Here is a 15,851-nt window from a genome sequence, read left to right as displayed (position 1 = left end):
GCCGCGGTCGCGGGCGATCTTGCGGAAGAAGAAGTCCTGGGCCTGGATGGCGGTGGTGCCCTCGTAGAGGGAGTCGATCTTGGCGTCGCGGATGTACTGCTCGATCGGGTAGTCCTGCAGGAAGCCCGAGCCTCCGAAGGTCTGCAGCGAGTCGGTCAGGTACTGGTAGGCGCGTTCGGAGCCGACACCCTTGACGATCGGGAGCAGCAGGTCGTTCACGCGCGCGGCCAGCTCGGCGTCGGCGCCCGAGACATGCTGTGCGGCAGCGGGATCCTGGTGCGCGGCGGTGTAGAGGTACACCGAGCGCAGGCCCTCCGCGTAGGCCTTCTGCAGCAGCAGCGAGCGGCGGACGTCGGGGTGGTGCAGGATCGTGACGCGCGGCGCGGTCTTGTCGGCCGAGCGGGTGAGGTCGGCGCCCTGGACGCGGGTCTTGGCGTACTCGAGGGCGTTGAGGTAGCCGGTCGAGAGGGTGCCGATGGCCTTGGTGCCGACCATCATCCGCGCGTTCTCGATGACCTCGAACATCTGGGCGATGCCGTTGTGGACGTCACCGACGAGCCAGCCCTTGGCGGGCACGCCGTGGCCGCCGAAGGTGAGCTCACAGGTGGCCGAGGCCTTGAGTCCCATCTTGTGTTCGACATTGGTGACGAAGACACCGTTGCGATCGCCGAGTTCGCCGGTGGCGGAGTCGAAGTGGAACTTCGGCACGAAGAACAGCGACAAACCCTTGGTGCCGGGTGCGGCGCCCTCGGGGCGGGCCAGCACCAGGTGCGCGATGTTCTCGAACAGGTCGTCGGAGTCGGCGGAGGTGATGAAGCGCTTGACGCCCTCGAGGTGCCAGGTGCCGTCTTCCTGCTTGATCGCCTTGGTGCGACCGGCGCCGACATCGGAGCCCGCGTCGGGCTCGGTCAGCACCATGGTGGCGCCCCAGACGCGTTCGATGATGAGCTGTGCCCAGTGGCGCTGCTCGTCGTTACCGATGCGGTCGAGGATGTCGGCCATCACCGGGCCCATGCTGTACATGTGCGCGGCGGGCTGGGCGCCCAGCACGAACTCGGTGACCGCCCATTCCAGCATGGCCGGTGCCGCGACGCCGCCGATCGCCTCGCTCTTGCCCAGCCGCCACCACTCGGCGTCGTACCAGGCGCGCACGGCCCGCTTGAACGGTTCCGGCAGCGTCACGGTGTGGGTCCGCGGGTCGAAGGTGGGCGGGTTGCGGTCGGTGTCGGCGTAGGGCGCGGCCACCGGGCCCGCGGCCAGCTTGGCGGCCTCGGCCAGCACCGAGCGCACGGTGTCGGCATCGAGATCGCCGAAAGCGCCTGTGGCGAGGATGGTTTCGATGCCGTAGACCTCGAAGAGATTGAACTCGAGATCGCGCACATTGCTCTTGTAATGACTCACGGAGGGTGCCTTCTGGGTTGACGGACGTGCGAGCTGACCGGGCGGATCGACGCGCCCGGGGACACTGTGCGCGACGGCATGCGGTCCGGGCAACGAAAAGTCAACGGCGGTTAAGGGGCCGGTGCCGACCGACGATGGCGTGTGGCGGGGGTCCGCTGGATACTCAGCCCGACCGCGACCAGGAACTCCTCGAGGTCGCCGCGGCGCGCGAGGCGAGGGTTGCGGACGGCTTCGATGACCACCGTGGTGAGCGCGCGGACCAGCATCCGGGCGACCGGCGGGGCGAGTTCGGGCCGGGCCGAGGTCAGGGTGCGTGCCCAGCGGGCGATGGCGTGCTGACGGATGGCGCGGTAGCGGCGTTCGGCGGCGCCGGGCAGGTGCCGCGATTCGCTGACGGTGATCGCCAGCAGGTCGGGTTCGGTGGCGCCGAACCGGACGAATCCGCGGGTGAGCGCGTCCAATGCGGCGGCGGGGGAGGGGTCGGCGGTCGATTCGTCGACGAGGCGCTGGATGGATTCGTCGTGGCTGCGCACGATGATGTCGAGGAGTTCGGCTTTGCTGTCGAAATAGTGGTAGACGGCGGGGCCGGTCACGCCCGCCGCGGCTCCGATGTCGTGGATGCTGACCTCGGGGAAACCGTGACCGGTGAACAGCCGGGCCGCTTCGGCGAGGATGCGTTCGCGGCGTGGTGCGGCCGGGTCGGCACCGGTGCGGTTAGGGCGTGGCTCCGAGTGGGGGAGTGGCTGCGGCAGTTCGGTGGCGATCACGGCCCGCAACGCGGCCCGCAGGACCCGGGCGGCCACGGGCAACGGCAGTTCGACACGGTGATAGGCGGGGCTGACGGCGACCGACAGCGCACACCAGCTCAGGCCCTCCACCTGCGCGCGGGACAACTCGGGCCGCCGCGTCCGGATCACCCGGCGCAGATGGCCGGTGATGCGGGCGGCGCGCACGAGGACGGCGGCCCGATCCCGCTCGTCGAGGTGCCGGGATTCGAGCTGCCACAGGCGCGGCAGTCCGCGCTGGGTCAAGGCGATGTCGACCAGCGCGGTGAGAACGGCGTCGTCGGCGTGCGGGGAGCGGGCGGCGTCGTCGAGGCGGGCGAGTGCCTTGGTCAGGCCCGCGAGGACGCATTGGCCCAGCAGATGCTGTTTGTTGCGGAAGTGCCGGTAGAGCGCGGCCGGGGTGATGTGGACGGCGCGGGCGATGTCGGCCATGGAGGTGTCGTGGTAGCCGTGGTGGGCGAAGGCGTCGAAGGCCGCGGCCAGGACCGCCGCCCGGCGATCACGCGGGCGGCGGCGGTGGTCCGGCTGGTCGGTCCGCACGGGGTCGGACGGTCGGGGCCTTGGTGCGAGAGCTACGGGTCAGGCCCTTCTTGTCGTAGTACCAGGTGATCAGCACGCCCGAGCCGAGGCCGCGGGCCAGCCCCGCCACGGTCATCCGGAGTCCCTGACTCGGACCGGCGGCGGCGTTGCCATCGAAGAACATCAGCGCGCGGACGGCCGGATAGCCCTGACGCGACGGTTCGACATCGGCCAGCTGCTCGAAGAATCGCGGCGTCGCCTCGACCGGGATCGTGCCGCCCGCCGAGGGCATGCCCAGAATGACGAACAAGATCAGATTAACAAGGATACCGACACTGGCGAGGGGGTCGCGCTGCGGGCGGGTCGGTGTGATCAGCGGCGCGGAATATTGACGACGCGGACCACGCGAGTAATGTTAGCGCTGTGCACATAACCTGGATCGGGAAGGAGAAGGCATGTTCGCGGTGACGCTCGACGGCTATGGGGGTCCGGAGGTCATGGCATGGGCGGAGGTCGCTGATCTGCCCGCGCCCGGTCCCGGTGAGGTGACAGTGGAGGTGGTCGCGGCGGGGGTCAACCGGGCCGACATCATGCAGCGGCAGGGCTTCTATCCGCCGCCGCCGGGTGCCAGCGACATCCTCGGCCTCGAGGTGTCGGGCGTGATCGCCGCCGTCGGCGCCGAGGTCGACGGGTGGCGGCCCGGTGACGCGGTCTGCGCGCTGCTGGCGGGCGGCGGATACGCCGAGCGGGTCAATGTCGCGGCGACGCAACTGCTTCCGGTGCCCGACGGGGTGAGTCTGGCCGCCGCCGCGGCGCTGCCGGAGGCGGCGGCCACGGTCTGGTCCAACGTCGTCATGACCGGTGGGCTCCGTGCGGGGCAGACGCTGCTGGTGCACGGCGGCGGCAGCGGTATCGGCACGCATGCGATCCAGGTCGGCCGCGCGCTCGGGGCGCGGGTGGCCGTGACGGCGGGTTCGGCGTTCAAGCTCGACCGCTGCCGGGAACTGGGCGCGGACACGCTGATCAACTATCGCGACGAGGACTTCGTGAAGGTCGTGACCGCCGAATACGGCGGCGCCGACGTCATTCTCGACATCATGGGCGCGGGCTACCTGCGGCGCAATGTCGAGGCGCTGGCCGAGGACGGTGACCTCACGATCATCGGATTGCAGGACGGCTCCGCCGCCGAACTGGACCTCGGCCTGATGCTGTTCAAGCGCGCTTCGGTGCATGTGACGAATCTGCGTCGCCGGGCGGAGACGGGACCTGGATCGAAGGCCGAGATCATCGGCGAGCTGCGCGAGAAGCTGTGGCCGCGGGTGGCCGACGGCTCGGTCGTGCCGGTCGTCTCGGCGGAGATCCCGATTACCGAGGTGGCGCGGGCGCATCCGCTGCTGGACTCGGCGGATTCGGTCGGCAAGGTGGTCCTCACCGTGCGCGAACCCTGACGGCACTCCCGCTCGACCTAGTGTTGACAGTGCTTACATATCGGTCTATCGTGGTCGTCGCTCAATGTAAGCACTGTTACACGGGTGGTCGAAAGGAGTCGTCCGATGGTGGAGGGTCTACATTCGGGCGGGTTGTTCTCGCCCCTGCGCCTGCGCTCCGGCGCCGTGCTTCCGAACCGGATCGCCAAGGCGGCCATGGAGGAAGGCATGGCGGGTGTGGGCCAGCTGCCGGACGAGCGACTGGCGACCCTGTACCGCCGCTGGGGCGCGGGCGGGGCGGGCCTGCTCATCACCGGGAACGTGATGGTGCACGCGCAGGCGCTGACCGGGCCCGGGGGGATCGTCCTGGACGCGACCGCGCCGCTGGGCCCGTTCGCGGCGTGGGCGCGGGCCGGTCGCGAAGCCGGGGCGGCGATGTGGATGCAGATCAGTCATCCGGGTCGGCAGGTGCGGGCGAACATGCCGGGTGTGGTGTGGGGACCCTCCGAGATCGCGGTGGATCTGGGTAAGCACTCCAAGCGTTTCGGGCAGCCGGTGGCGATGACGGCCGGGCAGATCCACGCTACGGTCGAGCGGTTCGTCACCACTGCCCGCCGGGCCGAGCTCGCCGGATTCGACGGTGTCGAGGTGCATGCCGCGCACGGGTATCTGCTGTCGCAGTTCCTCTCTCCGCGCGTGAACGATCGCGTCGACGAGTGGGGCGGATCGCTGGAGAACCGGGCGCGGCTGCTGCTCGAGATCGTCCGCGGGATCCGCGCGGTGGTCTCGCCGAGTTTCGCGGTCGCGGTGAAACTGAACTCCGCGGACTTCCAGCGCGGTGGTTTCGACGCCGACGACGCCCAACGGGTGATCGGCCTGCTCGCCACCGTGGGCGTCGACCTGGTCGAGGTCTCCGGCGGCAGCTACGAGAGCCCCGCCATGTCCGGCCGTCCCGCCGACGGCCGCACCGCCGCCCGGGAAGCGTATTTCCTCGACCTCGCCGCGGGACTGGCCAAACACAGTGTCCTGCCACTCATGCTGACCGGCGGCATCACCCGGCGCGAGACCGCCGAACGGGTGCTCGGCAGCAATGTCGCGCTGGTGGGGATGGCGACGGCGCTGGCCGTGACACCCGACCTCCCGCGCCTGTGGTGGGACGGCGCGGAGGCGCCCCGGCGCCTGAAGCAGGTGACCTGGACGGACAAGGCGCTGGCCTCGGCCACCGAGATGGCCATGGTCCGGTACCAGATGCGCCGCATGGCCGACGGCGCCAAGCCCGCCCTGGCGGTCAGCCCGGTGATGGCGATGCTGGCCGATCAGCGGGCGCAGGCGAAGGCATTGCGTCGCTACTCGACCTGGCTGGCCTCCATCCAACAGCACGAGTCCGCACCGGCAGCGCCTCGAAGCCACGCCCGGTGACCGTTTCCATCAGGAGAATGATGACCACATCCATCCCGCACACCCATGTCGCGATCGTCGGCACGGGGTTCGGTGGAATCGCCACCGCGGTGCGACTGCGCCGTAGTGGCATCACCGACATCGTGCTGCTCGAAAGAGCAGGCGAGGTCGGCGGCGTCTGGCGCGACAACGACTACCCGGGCGCGGCCGTCGACGTCCAGAGCAGCCTCTATTCGTTCTCGTTCGCGCCGAACCCCGACTGGCGCAACACCTTCGCGAAACAGCCGGAACTGTTCGCGTACCTGAAGGACGTCACCCGTACCGAGGGTCTGCGTGAGCTGCTGCGGCTGAATTGTGAAGTGCGGCGGCTGGAATGGGACGACGTCGAGAAGCTCTGGTGGCTCGAGACCTCCCAGGGCCCGCGCACCGCCGCCCACGTCGTCCTCGCGACCGGCGTGCTGGCCGACCCCGTGGTCCCGGAACTGCCCGGTGCGGACACCTTCGGCGGCGTCAGTTTCCACTCGTCGCGCTGGAACCACGAGTTCGATCTGCGCGGCAAGCGGGTCGCGGTGGTCGGAACCGGTGCGTCGGCGGTGCAGTTCGTGCCCGCCATCCAGCCCGAGGTGGCCCGGCTGACGGTGTTCCAGCGCACCCCGTCGTGGGTCACGCCCCGGCACGACCGTGCGATCGGGGCGACGCGCCGCGCGCTCTACCGCCGGTTCCCGATCGCGCAGAACCTGGAACGCCTGCGGATCTATCTACGGCGGGAATGGCAGGTCCTCGCGTTCCGGCATCCCGCGTTGATGACGCTGCCCGAGCGCGCCGCCCGGCGTCACCTCGCGGCGCAGGTCGGCGATCCGGCCCTGCGCGAGAAGCTGGCGCCGGAATTCCGGCTCGGCTGCAAGCGGGTGATGATCTCCGACGAGTTCCTGCGCGCGCTGGATCAGCCGAATGTCGCACTCGAGACGGCCGGGATCCGGGCGATCACCCCGACCGGCGTGGTCGACGAGACGGGCCGCGAGCACGCCGTGGACGCCCTCATCTTCGGCACCGGATTCCGGACCTCCCGGCTGCCGCTGACCGACCGCACCTTCGACGCCGACGGGCGCAGCATGGCCGAGGCGTGGGACGCCGATCCCACTGCCTACCTGGGCACCTCGGTGGCGGGATTCCCGAACATCTTCCTGATCCACGGTCCGAACATCGGGCTGGGCCACACTTCAGTGATCCACATGTTCGAGTCCCAGGCCAACTACATCGCCGGTGCCATCGGCTACGTGCGCGACAACGACCTCGCCGCGGTGGAACCGACCCCGGCCGCGCAGGAGGAGTTCAGCGCGGAGGTGCGGAAGATGGGCGAGGGTACCGTCTGGACCAGCGGCGGCTGCACCAGTTGGTATCTGAACGACGCGGGCCGCAACACCACTATCTGGCCCGGCTCGACCCTCGACTTCCGACGCCGGACCCTGCGCTTCGATCCCACCCGCCACCTCCTGCACACCCGCGTCCTCGTGGAGGCCGGGCGATGAGCGCCGGTGCCGTGCTGGCCGGTGACCGCGACGCCCCCACGGTCGTCCTCGTGCACGGGCTCGCCAGCTCGTTCCGGGTGTGGGACAGGGTCGTTCCGCGCCTCCGGTCGACGGCACGCGTGCTCGCGGTCGAACTGGAATCGGCGCACTCGATCGGGGCGGACGCCGACGACGTGGCCGCGCTGCTCGACACGAAAGCGGTGATCGTCGGCCATTCGCGCGGCGCGCTGGTGGCCACCGCGCTGGCCGAGCGCCATCCCGAACTCGTTGCCGCACTGGTCCTTCTGTGTCCGCCGTGGTCGCGCGAGAGCCGCCTGAGCGCGCACGCACCCTTCGAACGGGCACTGGCCGTACCCGGCCTGGGCGACGCGCTGTGGGCCGCGGCCTCCACCGAGCGCAGGCGGGCGGCCCAGCAGAACGCGTTCGCGCCGCACGTTCCGGTCCCCGACCAGTTCGTCACCGACGCGCGGGCACGCGGGCGACGCGATTTCGTCCGGAGTTCGCGCGCCATCGACACCTATCTCGGGTCGCGACCGCTGGCCGAGCGGCTACGCCATCTCGCCGTTCCCGTCGAGGTGGTCTTCGGCGAGCTGGACGCGCGGGTCGCCCGGCCGGGTGGGGAATTCGCGACACGTCATCGCACCCGTGTCACTGAACTCCGCGGTGTCGGGCACACCCCGCCCTGGGAATCGCCGGACGTCATCGCCGACCTGATCCTCGGAACCGTCGGCGCGGCCGACGACGCCCGGACCCGGTCGGGCGCGTAGTACCGTCGGCCAGCGCCGCCGCGCTGACGACGAACAGCAACCGCGTGCGTGCCCGTCCGCCTACTTCACGCCGGGGAGATGGCGCAGGACACGCATGGCGGCGGTGGCGATGCGGGCGTACTTGCCCGCGTCGAGGCCGGAGGGCGCGCCGACCGGGAGCAGCCGTTCGATCGCGATCGTCTGCGCCTCCATGTATTTGAGGATGCCGTGCTCGCCGTGCCTGCGACCCAGCCCGGAGGCCTTCATACCGCCCATCGGCGCGTCGACCGAGGCCCAGGCGGCGGCGTAGGCGTCGTTGACATTGACCGTGCCCGCCTGCAGTCGGGCCGCGACCCGGTGCCCGCGGTCGGGATCAGAGGTCCACACACTGAAATTCAGGCCGTAGGGGCTGTTGTTGGCGCGTTCGATGGCCTCGTCCTCGCTGTCGACGCGATAGAGCGAGACCACCGGGCCGAAGGTCTCCTCGGCGTAGACGGTCATGTCCTCGGTGACGTCCGACAGCACGGTGGGCTCGTAGAAGAAGGGGCCGAGGTCGGGGCGCGGCCTACCACCGGCGAGCACCGAGGCGCCCTTGGCGACGGCGTCATCGACGTGCTCGGTGACCGTGTCGAGTTGCTTGCGCGAGATCAGCGAGCCCATGTCGGCCGAATAGTCCAGTGCCGCCGACAGTTTCATCGACTTGGTCGCCGCGGCGAACCGGGCGACGAACTCGTCCCACAGCGTGGTCGGGACATACATCCGCTCCATCGAGATACACAGCTGACCGGTGTTGGAAAAGCACGCGCGGATCGCGCCGTTCACGGCTTTGCCGACCTCGGCGTCGTCGAGCACCAGCAGGGCGTTCTTGCCGCCCAGTTCCATCGAACAGTCGATGAGCTGCTGCCCGGCCTGCGCGGCGACGGTGCGCCCGACCGCGGTGGACCCGGTGAACATGAGGAAGTCCGAGTTCTCGATGATCGGCGCCCCCAGTTCCGCGCCGGAACCGGTGACGACCTGCACCAATCCCGGTGGCATGCCCGCCTCCTCGAGCAACCGCACCGCCCACAGCGTGGCGTAGGGCGTCTGCTGGTCGGGTTTGGTGAGCACCGCGTTGCCCGCGACGATCGCCGGGAGTGAGTCGCTGATCCCGAGGGTGAGCGGATAGTTCCACGGCGAGATCACCCCGACCACCCCCTTCGGGTGGTACACCTCCCAGGCGCGAGTGAGGAAGGGCTGGGCGCCCTGCCTGCGCTTGGGGCGCAGATAGTCCTGCGCGGTGTGCGCGTAGTAGCGCGAGACCTGGCACACGTCGATGATCTCCTCGAACGCGTGCCTACGGGCCTTGCCGTTCTCCAGCTGGATCAGGTCGAGTACTTCGTGCTGGCGTCGCAGGACGAGGTCGTGGAAGCGCAGCAGCACCGCCGCGCGCTCCTCGACCGGCCGCGCCGCCCACGCGGGCTGCACCGCGCGGGCCCTGGCGGCGGCGGCCACCACATCCTCGGGCGAGCAGCGGGGGACCTCACCGAGCGGGTGACCCGTCATGGAGTTGAGGACCTCGATCCGGGAATCGGGATCGGCGGCCCGGACGCGGGCCGTCAGCTCGCCTAGGCGCAGGTTGCCCGCGAGTTCGGGGGCGCGGTGTCCGGTGGTGGTCATGCCGGGCTCCCCTCGGCGGCGGGGACCGAGGTGGGGACCGGCATGTGCAGCGCGATCTGGCCTTCGGTCATGACGTCGAGCCGCAGGGTCTTGATCGGTCGCAGGGAACGCAGGTCGTCGGCGAGGCGGCCGCTGCCGAGTTCCAGTCCGGGATCGCGGGGCAGCAGCGCGCTGCCCGCGGCGAGGACATTGGTCTGGTTCAGCGTCGAATGCCAGGCGCCCTTGGTCCAGGTGTAGGAGGTCAGGCTGGAGACGTTCTCGCCGCTGCGGAACCGGCGCTGCCGGGGCGTGGGTACCGACAGCGCGATATCGGTGCCGCCCGCGTCGTTCTCGACGCGCGCGGAGGTCCGGGTGTCGTCGATGTCGACGTCGAGGCCGGTCACCCACTTCGGGAAGCCGTAGCCGTCGTGGCCGCGCACCTGGGCGATATCGGTGTTGACCGGCAGCGACAGCACATAGGAATCGAGATGGTCGGTGTCGAGGGCGGCGAGCAGGTCGACGACGCCGAGACGCCCGTGGCGGGCCGGACGGACCGCGACTCCGACGGCGGCCTCGGTGTAGAAGTCGATGTCACAGACGTCGTAGCGGTAGAAGATCACCGAGACGAGCCCCACTCCGGGAGCGACCTCCAGCGGCGCGAACTCGCGGGGTAGTCGGGCACGGATAGCGCGCGAGCGGGCGAGCATCGTCAGCCGGGCATTCGACATGCGGTAGTAGAAATTCGGGGTGTAGGTCGGTCCGATCGGCGAATCGACCTTCGTTTTGGGGAGTCGGCGAAAGAATTCGACGTCGCTGACCCGGGGGTCGCGGGCGACCTCGTCGAGATCGGTCTGCATCCGGAAGCGGTCGTAGAGCTCGCCCTGGGGGACGTGGACCGCGTGACCGCCCAGATCCACTTCCACGGTGTCCTGCTGGATCGTTGCCACGGCATAGCTCCCATCACTCGATGATGTGCGGTGCTGCGGCCAGGCTAGTCCTCGATGTAAACAGTGGCAACACTTCGCCGGTGGGCAGTCGGCCTCTGTGTCGGACAGTGGTGGCGGCATCGCGTGACACTGCGGTGCCGCCACGGGCTGGCTCATCGGGTCGGGAGGGTGTCCGGGGTCACGGGCGCGCTCGGCATGCTCGGCGCGGGTATAGCTAGTGGTGGCTAGCCGTGAAATACCTATTCGGCGGGATGAACCCGCGTGCCCGAGGTCTCAGGGCTACGATTGGCTAGCCGAAGGGAGCAGTCGATGATCGGGACGGCGAGCGCGCGGGCGGACGCGATCCGGGGTGCGGCCCTCGAGTTGTTCGTCGCCCAAGGGTACGAGGCCACCTCGATGAGCGAGATCGGCGCCCGGGTGGGGATCCGTGGCCCGAGCCTGTACAAGCACGTGGCCTCCAAGCAGGAGCTGCTGGCCGGGATCATGATCGGCACGATGGACGCGCTGCTCGCCGAGCATGCCGGAGCCATCGGCGGCACCGACGATCCCACCGAACGGCTGCGCCGGGCCGTGGAGGCGCACATCCGCTACCACGCCCGGCACCGGCTGGAGGCGTTCGTCGGCAATCGCGAGATCCGCAGCCTCACCGAGCCGAACCTGTCCGAAGTGCTCTCGCGCCGTGCCGAATACGAACGGCTGTTCCGGACGCTGGTGGCCGACGGCGTCGCCGCGGGCCGGTTCCGGGTGACCTCGGAAAGGATCGCCTCCTACGCGATCCTGGATCTGGGGATGGGCGTGGCGGTGTGGTTCCGCGCGGACGGCGAGTTCAGCGAGAACGAGATCGTCTGGCAGTACGTCGATTTCGCGCTGCGGCTGGTCGGGGCGGCCTGAGATCCGGTCACTGGATCCGGCGCTCGACACCGGCCCAGGCGGCCTCGCGCAGCACGTGCTTCTGCACCTTGCCGGTGGAGGTTTTCGGTAGCGCGCCGAAGGTGACCGACTTGGGCGCCTTGAACCGCGCGAGCCGCTGCCGGACGAACTCGATCAGCTCCGATTCCGTTGCCGCGGCGCCGTCGCGGAGCACCACGAACGCGGCGGGCACCTCGCCCCAGCGGTCGTCGGGTACCGCGATCACCGCCGCCTCGAGCACCGCGGTGTGCTCGGCGAGAGCCTGCTCGACCTCCACCGAGGCGATGTTCTCGCCGCCGGAGATGATCACGTCCTTGCTGCGGTCCTGGAGCTCGATATAGCCGTCGCCGTGGACGACGCCCAGGTCGCCGGTGCGGAACCAGCCGTCGGGCGCGGCGGCGCGGGTCGCCGCCTCGTCGTCGAGGTAGCCGAGCATGAGATTGTTTCCGCGCAGGGCGATCTCGCCGACGGAGCGTCCGTCCGGCGCGACATCGGCGCCGGTCTCGTCGATGACCCTGGCGCGACACGAGATCATATTGCCCACGCCCTGCCGTGCCTTCAGGCGCGCCTGGGCGGTCTCGTCGAGGGCGTTCCATTCGGGGCGCCAGTCGCAGATCATCGCCGGTCCGAAGGTTTCGGTGAGCCCGTAGAGGTGGGTGACCTCGAAGCCGAGCTCGTCCATCCGGCGCAGGATGGCGGGGCTCGGTGGCGCGCCGCCGGTGGCGATCCGGACCGGTGTCGCGACCGGATGCGCGGCGGGCGCGTAGGCCAGCATGGACAGCACCGTCGGTGCGCCGTTGAGATGGGTGACCCCTTCGTCGTCGATCAGCCGCCACACCTGTTCAGGGTCGACTCTCGGCAGGCAGACGTGGGTGCCGCCCGCCGCGGTGACCGCCCAGGGAAAGCTCCAGCCGTTGCAGTGGAACATGGGCAGGGTCCACAGGTGCACCGACGACGGGTTCAGCCCGGTGTGGCCGACCATGGCCAGGGCCTGCAGATACGCGCCGCGATGGTGGTACATCACGCCTTTCGGGCGGCCCGTGGTGCCCGAGGTGTAGTTGATCGACAGCAGCGCGCGCTCGTCGGTCGGGGTGATCGTCAGCGGGTCGGCCTCGCTGATCAGGCGTTCGTAGTCGGCACCGATCGTCACCGTCGTGACGGGGGTTTCGAGGCGAGCGAGCGCTTCGTCGACCAGTTCGCGGTAGAGCGGATCGACCACCACGACAGCGACTTTCGCGTGTTCGAGGACATAGGCGATCTCGGCGGCCGCGAGGCGGGTGTTCATCGCTACGAGCGGAACCCTCGCCCACGGGACGCCGAAGTGCGCCTCGAGCAGGGCGTGGGTGTTGGGCGCCAGGAAGGCCACGGGCCGTCCGTCGGCCAGCGGCGCGAGGGCACCCGCCAGCCTGGCGCAACGGTCGCGCAACTGGTGATAGGTCCACCGCTGGTTGCCGTCGACGACAGCCACCCGGTCGCCGTGGGCCGCCGCCGCCCGATCCAGGAACGCGACCGGGGTCAGCGGTTCATAGGACAAACGATCGAGATCCAGCGACATCCCTCGGCCTCCTAGCGCACCGCTCGGCAGCGGCGTGGTGATGACCGCGAGCGTAATCGACAGGCTAATGATCAGTAGCCGAATCGGGAGATTGCTTCCGAGCAGAGGATGTCAGCCGGTGATAGTGGGCTAATGGTTAGTTGCCGATGTCGACGAGCGCGGCGTCGAGGAACTGGCGCGTCGAGCGTGACGGGGGCGGGGTGCGTCGCCAGCCGAGATAGAGCGCCGACGGCGGGATGTCGGGCAGTTCGCGGTAGACGACATCGGGGCGCGGGGCCCGATGGACGGCCAGGGCGGGGACCACGCCGATCCCACGGTCGGCGGCGATGAGCTCGATCCACTCGTCGAAGTTGCGGCAGGAGACCGTTTCCCGGCCCGGAGCCGAGTCGGGCCAGCTGTCGGCGGTGGTGGTGCCCGACTCGGTATTGACGACCAGCGGGTAGCGGGCGAGATCGGCCCAGCGCAGGCCCGGGGTCTCGGCCAGCTCGGAGCGGCTGGAGACGGCGAGGACGCGGTCCTCGGTGCCGATCCGGCGCCAGGTCGTCGACCCGGACGCCTGGCCGATATTGCGGACGATCGCGACATCGATCGTGCCGGTACGCAGGTCGGCGGTCGGGTTGTCGCTGCGCGACAGGGTGAGTTCCCCGCCGAGCTGCTCGTAGCGGGCGCGGGTGGCCGCGAACCAGTCGCTCGGCAGCAGCCAGGCGAAGCCGACGCGCACCGAACTCGCCGCCCGCATCTCCGCCTCCAGATCGCGCACGCCGGTGAGGATGGCGCGGCCGCGCTCCAGGAAACGCACTCCGTTGGGGGTGAGTTCGAGGGTGCGCGCGGAACGGTCGATGAGGGGGCAGCCGAGGATGCGCTCGAGTTCCTGGATCGTGCGGCTCAGCGACGGCTGCGACACATGCGTTCGCTCGGCGGCTCGCGTGAAGGTGCCTTCCTCGCACAGGGCGACGAACGCTTCGAGATGCCGGAGCTGTATTGCCATACCTTCAGCGTATACGCCATGATCAGCAGGCATTTCCGCTTGGCGGGCAACGCTCGTAGCGTCACCGGGGTGACTCTCACCGCCGCCGCCCCGCCCACCACCCGCCCGCGCCTGGACGGCCCCCGCGTCGCCGTGGCCGCCGCGGCGGGCATGGCCGCGGCGATGGGGGTCGGGCGCTTCGTGTTCACGCCGCTGCTGCCGATCATGAGCGCCGCGACCGGGCTCAGCGCCGGTGACGGCGCCCTGATCGCCACCGGCAACTACGCGGGCTACCTCGTCGGCGCGGTCCTGCTGACGCGACGGCCGCACTGGAATCGGCGCGCGACCTTTCTCGCCTGGTCGGTGGTGCTGATCGTCAGTGAGGCGCTCATGGCGGTCTCGGCGCAGGTGGCCGCACAGACGGCGTTGCGGTTCGCGGCGGGCGTGGCCAGCGCGGCGATCTTCGTCGCGTGTGCCGCCACCGTCGCCCACCATCGGCGCGAGGGCGCGTCGATCGGGGTCGCCTTCGCCGGTGTCGGGGTCGGCATCGCGGTCACCGGGGTGTTCACGGTGCTGGCCGGGAACTGGCTGTCCTGGCAGGCGCTGTGGGTCGGTTCGGCGGTGCTCACCGCCGTGCTGCTGGCGCCCGCCTGGCTGCTCGACATCCGCGACGAAGGGCATGCGGCGGCGGTGGCTCCGACGCCGAGGAACCCGGATCTGCGCCGGGCCTGGCGACTGCTGCTGAGCGCGTACTTCGCCGAGGGACTCGGCTACATCGTTCTGGGCACCTTCCTGGTGGCGGCCGTGGCCGACGACACCGGCGGGGATTCCGTCACCGCGGCCTGGCTGTGGGCGCTGGTCGGGGTGTCCGCCGTGCCCGCCACCGTGCTCTGGCACGCCGTGGCGCGCCGGATCGGCACCGGGCGGGCACTCGTGGCCGCGCTGGTGGTGCAGAGCGCCGGAACCCTGGCGCCGGTCCTGAGCGACAGCCTGCTCGCGGCGGTGGCCGCCGCCGTCACTTTCGGCGCGACCTTCATGGCCGTGGTGATGCTGGCCGTGGAAGCGGGCAGTCAGCTGGGCATTCCCCGGTCGGCGGCCACGCTGACGGCGGTGTTCGCGGTGGGACAGGTGCTCGGGCCGCTGCTCGTGCTGCCGGTCATCGGTGACTCCTACGCCGTCGCGTTCGGGATCGCGGCGGGCGTGGTCGCCGTGTCGGCCCTGCTGGCCGCGGCCGCCACCGGCGCGATGCGCTCGGCTCTCGCCCGACCCGCGGTCGTCGGGGCAGACTTGAAGTGAGGCCCGGCACCGACTACGCAGGAGAAGAGCACGCATGAGCAAGCGCATCTTGAACGTCGTCACCAATGTCGGCGACTTCGACGACCCGTCCCATCCGACCGGCCTGTGGTTGTCGGAACTCACCCACGCCTGGCATGTCTTCGAGCAGAACGGGTTCGAGCAGACGCTGGTCAGCCCCGCCGGAGGCGCGGTGCCGTTGGAGCCGCGAGCCCTGAAGTTCCCCAACTACGACAAGACCGCCAAGGCCTGGCGCGCCGACCCCGCCCGGATGGCGCTGCTCGAGAACACGGCGAGCCCCGACGAGATCGACTCGGCCGACTACGACGCCATCTACTTCACCGGCGGCCACGCCGTGATGTACGACTTCCCCGACAGCGCGGGCCTGCAGCGCATCACCCGCGAGATCTACGAGCGCGGCGACATCGTCTCGTCGGTGTGCCACGGCTACTGCGGCCTGCTCAACACCACACTCTCCGACGGCACGCACCTCGTCACCGGCCGCAAACTCACCGGTTTCGCCTGGCAGGAGGAGGTGCTGGCCCGGGTGGACAAGCTGGTGCCCTACAACGCCGAGGAGGAGATGAAGCAGCGCGGCGCGCTCTACGAGAAGGGCAAGCTGCCGTTCCTGTCCTATGCCGTGGTCGACGGCAATCTCGTCACCGGACAGAATCCCGGATCGGCCAAGGAGACAGCGCAGAAGGTGTCCGCGCTGCTGTGATCCCGCGCCCGGGTGGGCG

At 70.0% G+C, this 15,851-nt stretch carries 14 protein-coding genes; 7 read left to right on the top strand and 7 right to left on the bottom strand.

All coding sequences use genetic code 11. The features are described 5' to 3' along the window. The 3 genes from QC180_RS30005 to QC180_RS29995 all read right to left on the bottom strand — a co-directional run. Positions 1-1,401, bottom strand: a 1,401-nt coding sequence (locus QC180_RS30005) for an acyl-CoA dehydrogenase family protein (protein WP_278266237.1), incomplete at its 3' end; no start/stop codon positions are given. Between the two features lie 110 nt (positions 1,402-1,511). Beyond that, complete coding sequence (locus tag QC180_RS30000; protein ID WP_278266236.1) at positions 1,512-2,726, bottom strand: TetR/AcrR family transcriptional regulator; 1,215 nt, start codon at positions 2,724-2,726, stop codon at positions 1,512-1,514. Next, positions 2,686-3,015, bottom strand: a complete 330-nt coding sequence (locus QC180_RS29995; RefSeq protein ID WP_278266235.1) for a hypothetical protein — start codon at positions 3,013-3,015, stop codon at positions 2,686-2,688. Before QC180_RS29995 ends, QC180_RS30000 begins: the two co-directional genes overlap by 41 nt. Before the next feature lie 145 nt (positions 3,016-3,160). On the opposite strand from QC180_RS29995, the gene QC180_RS29990 reads away from it, so the two are divergent. From QC180_RS29990 to QC180_RS29975, 4 genes are all read left to right on the top strand, one after another. Next, positions 3,161-4,153, top strand: a complete 993-nt coding sequence (locus QC180_RS29990; RefSeq protein ID WP_278266234.1) for an NAD(P)H-quinone oxidoreductase — start codon at positions 3,161-3,163, stop codon at positions 4,151-4,153. A 105-nt stretch (positions 4,154-4,258) separates the two neighbouring features. Next, a complete protein-coding gene (locus QC180_RS29985) occupies positions 4,259-5,551 on the top strand; it encodes an NADH:flavin oxidoreductase/NADH oxidase family protein (RefSeq protein ID WP_278266233.1) in 1,293 nt (430 codons plus the stop codon). Positions 5,552-5,568: 17 nt separating this feature from the next. Further along, positions 5,569-7,059 (top strand): flavin-containing monooxygenase, encoded by a 1,491-nt coding sequence (locus QC180_RS29980; RefSeq protein ID WP_278266232.1) that lies wholly within the window; start codon positions 5,569-5,571, stop codon positions 7,057-7,059. Next, positions 7,056-7,826: an alpha/beta fold hydrolase gene (locus QC180_RS29975; protein WP_278266231.1), complete on the top strand. Its 771-nt coding sequence runs from the start codon at positions 7,056-7,058 to the stop codon at positions 7,824-7,826. Before QC180_RS29980 ends, QC180_RS29975 begins: the two co-directional genes overlap by 4 nt. Before the next feature lie 60 nt (positions 7,827-7,886). Here the strand turns inward: QC180_RS29975 and QC180_RS29970 are convergent, their stop codons facing one another. Together QC180_RS29970 and QC180_RS29965 are read right to left on the bottom strand one after the other, a co-directional pair. Continuing rightward, positions 7,887-9,461 (bottom strand): succinic semialdehyde dehydrogenase, encoded by a 1,575-nt coding sequence (locus QC180_RS29970; RefSeq protein WP_278266230.1) that lies wholly within the window; start codon positions 9,459-9,461, stop codon positions 7,887-7,889. Beyond that, positions 9,458-10,387: an acetoacetate decarboxylase family protein gene (locus QC180_RS29965; protein WP_278266229.1), complete on the bottom strand. Its 930-nt coding sequence runs from the start codon at positions 10,385-10,387 to the stop codon at positions 9,458-9,460. The genes QC180_RS29970 and QC180_RS29965 overlap by 4 nt, the downstream gene beginning before the upstream one ends. A 309-nt stretch (positions 10,388-10,696) precedes the next feature. Between QC180_RS29965 and QC180_RS29960 the strand changes: the two genes are divergently transcribed. Beyond that, positions 10,697-11,278 (top strand): TetR/AcrR family transcriptional regulator, encoded by a 582-nt coding sequence (locus QC180_RS29960; RefSeq protein WP_278266228.1) that lies wholly within the window; start codon positions 10,697-10,699, stop codon positions 11,276-11,278. Between the two features lie 7 nt (positions 11,279-11,285). Here the strand turns inward: QC180_RS29960 and QC180_RS29955 are convergent, their stop codons facing one another. Both QC180_RS29955 and QC180_RS29950 read right to left on the bottom strand, forming a co-directional pair. Continuing rightward, positions 11,286-12,851 carry an AMP-binding protein gene (locus QC180_RS29955; RefSeq protein ID WP_278266227.1) on the bottom strand — a complete coding sequence of 522 codons (1,566 nt, stop codon included), beginning with the start codon at positions 12,849-12,851 and terminating at the stop codon, positions 11,286-11,288. A 136-nt stretch (positions 12,852-12,987) separates the two neighbouring features. Further along, the gene (locus QC180_RS29950) at positions 12,988-13,839 is read right to left on the bottom strand and encodes a LysR family transcriptional regulator (protein ID WP_278266226.1); all 852 of its coding nucleotides are present in this window, start codon (positions 13,837-13,839) and stop codon (positions 12,988-12,990) included. 18 nt (positions 13,840-13,857) lie between these two features. Between QC180_RS29950 and QC180_RS29945 the strand changes: the two genes are divergently transcribed. Together QC180_RS29945 and QC180_RS29940 are read left to right on the top strand one after the other, a co-directional pair. Continuing rightward, entirely contained in the window at positions 13,858-15,114 is a 1,257-nt protein-coding gene (locus QC180_RS29945; RefSeq protein WP_278266225.1) for a YbfB/YjiJ family MFS transporter, read from the top strand. Between the two features lie 34 nt (positions 15,115-15,148). After that, on the top strand, positions 15,149-15,832 hold the full coding sequence (locus QC180_RS29940) for a type 1 glutamine amidotransferase domain-containing protein (RefSeq protein WP_278266224.1): 684 nt from the start codon (positions 15,149-15,151) through the stop codon (positions 15,830-15,832). The last annotated feature ends 19 nt before the right edge of the window (positions 15,833-15,851 follow it).

Origin of the sequence: Nocardia anocheti (assembly GCF_029675105.1) — a bacterium.
Lineage (GTDB): Bacteria > Actinomycetota > Actinomycetes > Mycobacteriales > Mycobacteriaceae > Nocardia.
The sequence above is the reverse complement of the archived record's forward strand: the minus strand, read 5'-3'. Positions and strand labels throughout refer to the sequence as shown.

What these genes read in the sequence shown, in the direction of transcription:
- QC180_RS29990 (WP_278266234.1), top strand. Translation starts at nt 3,161, where the DNA reads ATGTTCGCGGTGACGCTCGACGGCTATGGGGGTCCGGAGGTCATGGCA.
- QC180_RS29985 (WP_278266233.1), top strand. Translation starts at nt 4,259, where the DNA reads ATGGTGGAGGGTCTACATTCGGGCGGGTTGTTCTCGCCCCTGCGCCTG.
- QC180_RS29980 (WP_278266232.1), top strand. Translation starts at nt 5,569, where the DNA reads ATGATGACCACATCCATCCCGCACACCCATGTCGCGATCGTCGGCACG.
- QC180_RS29975 (WP_278266231.1), top strand. Translation starts at nt 7,056, where the DNA reads ATGAGCGCCGGTGCCGTGCTGGCCGGTGACCGCGACGCCCCCACGGTC.
- QC180_RS29970 (WP_278266230.1), bottom strand. Translation starts at nt 9,461, where the DNA reads ATGACCACCACCGGACACCGCGCCCCCGAACTCGCGGGCAACCTGCGC.
- QC180_RS29960 (WP_278266228.1), top strand. Translation starts at nt 10,697, where the DNA reads ATGATCGGGACGGCGAGCGCGCGGGCGGACGCGATCCGGGGTGCGGCC.
- QC180_RS29955 (WP_278266227.1), bottom strand. Translation starts at nt 12,851, where the DNA reads ATGTCGCTGGATCTCGATCGTTTGTCCTATGAACCGCTGACCCCGGTC.
- QC180_RS29950 (WP_278266226.1), bottom strand. Translation starts at nt 13,839, where the DNA reads ATGGCAATACAGCTCCGGCATCTCGAAGCGTTCGTCGCCCTGTGCGAG.
- QC180_RS29945 (WP_278266225.1), top strand. Translation starts at nt 13,858, where the DNA reads ATGATCAGCAGGCATTTCCGCTTGGCGGGCAACGCTCGTAGCGTCACC.
- QC180_RS29940 (WP_278266224.1), top strand. Translation starts at nt 15,149, where the DNA reads ATGAGCAAGCGCATCTTGAACGTCGTCACCAATGTCGGCGACTTCGAC.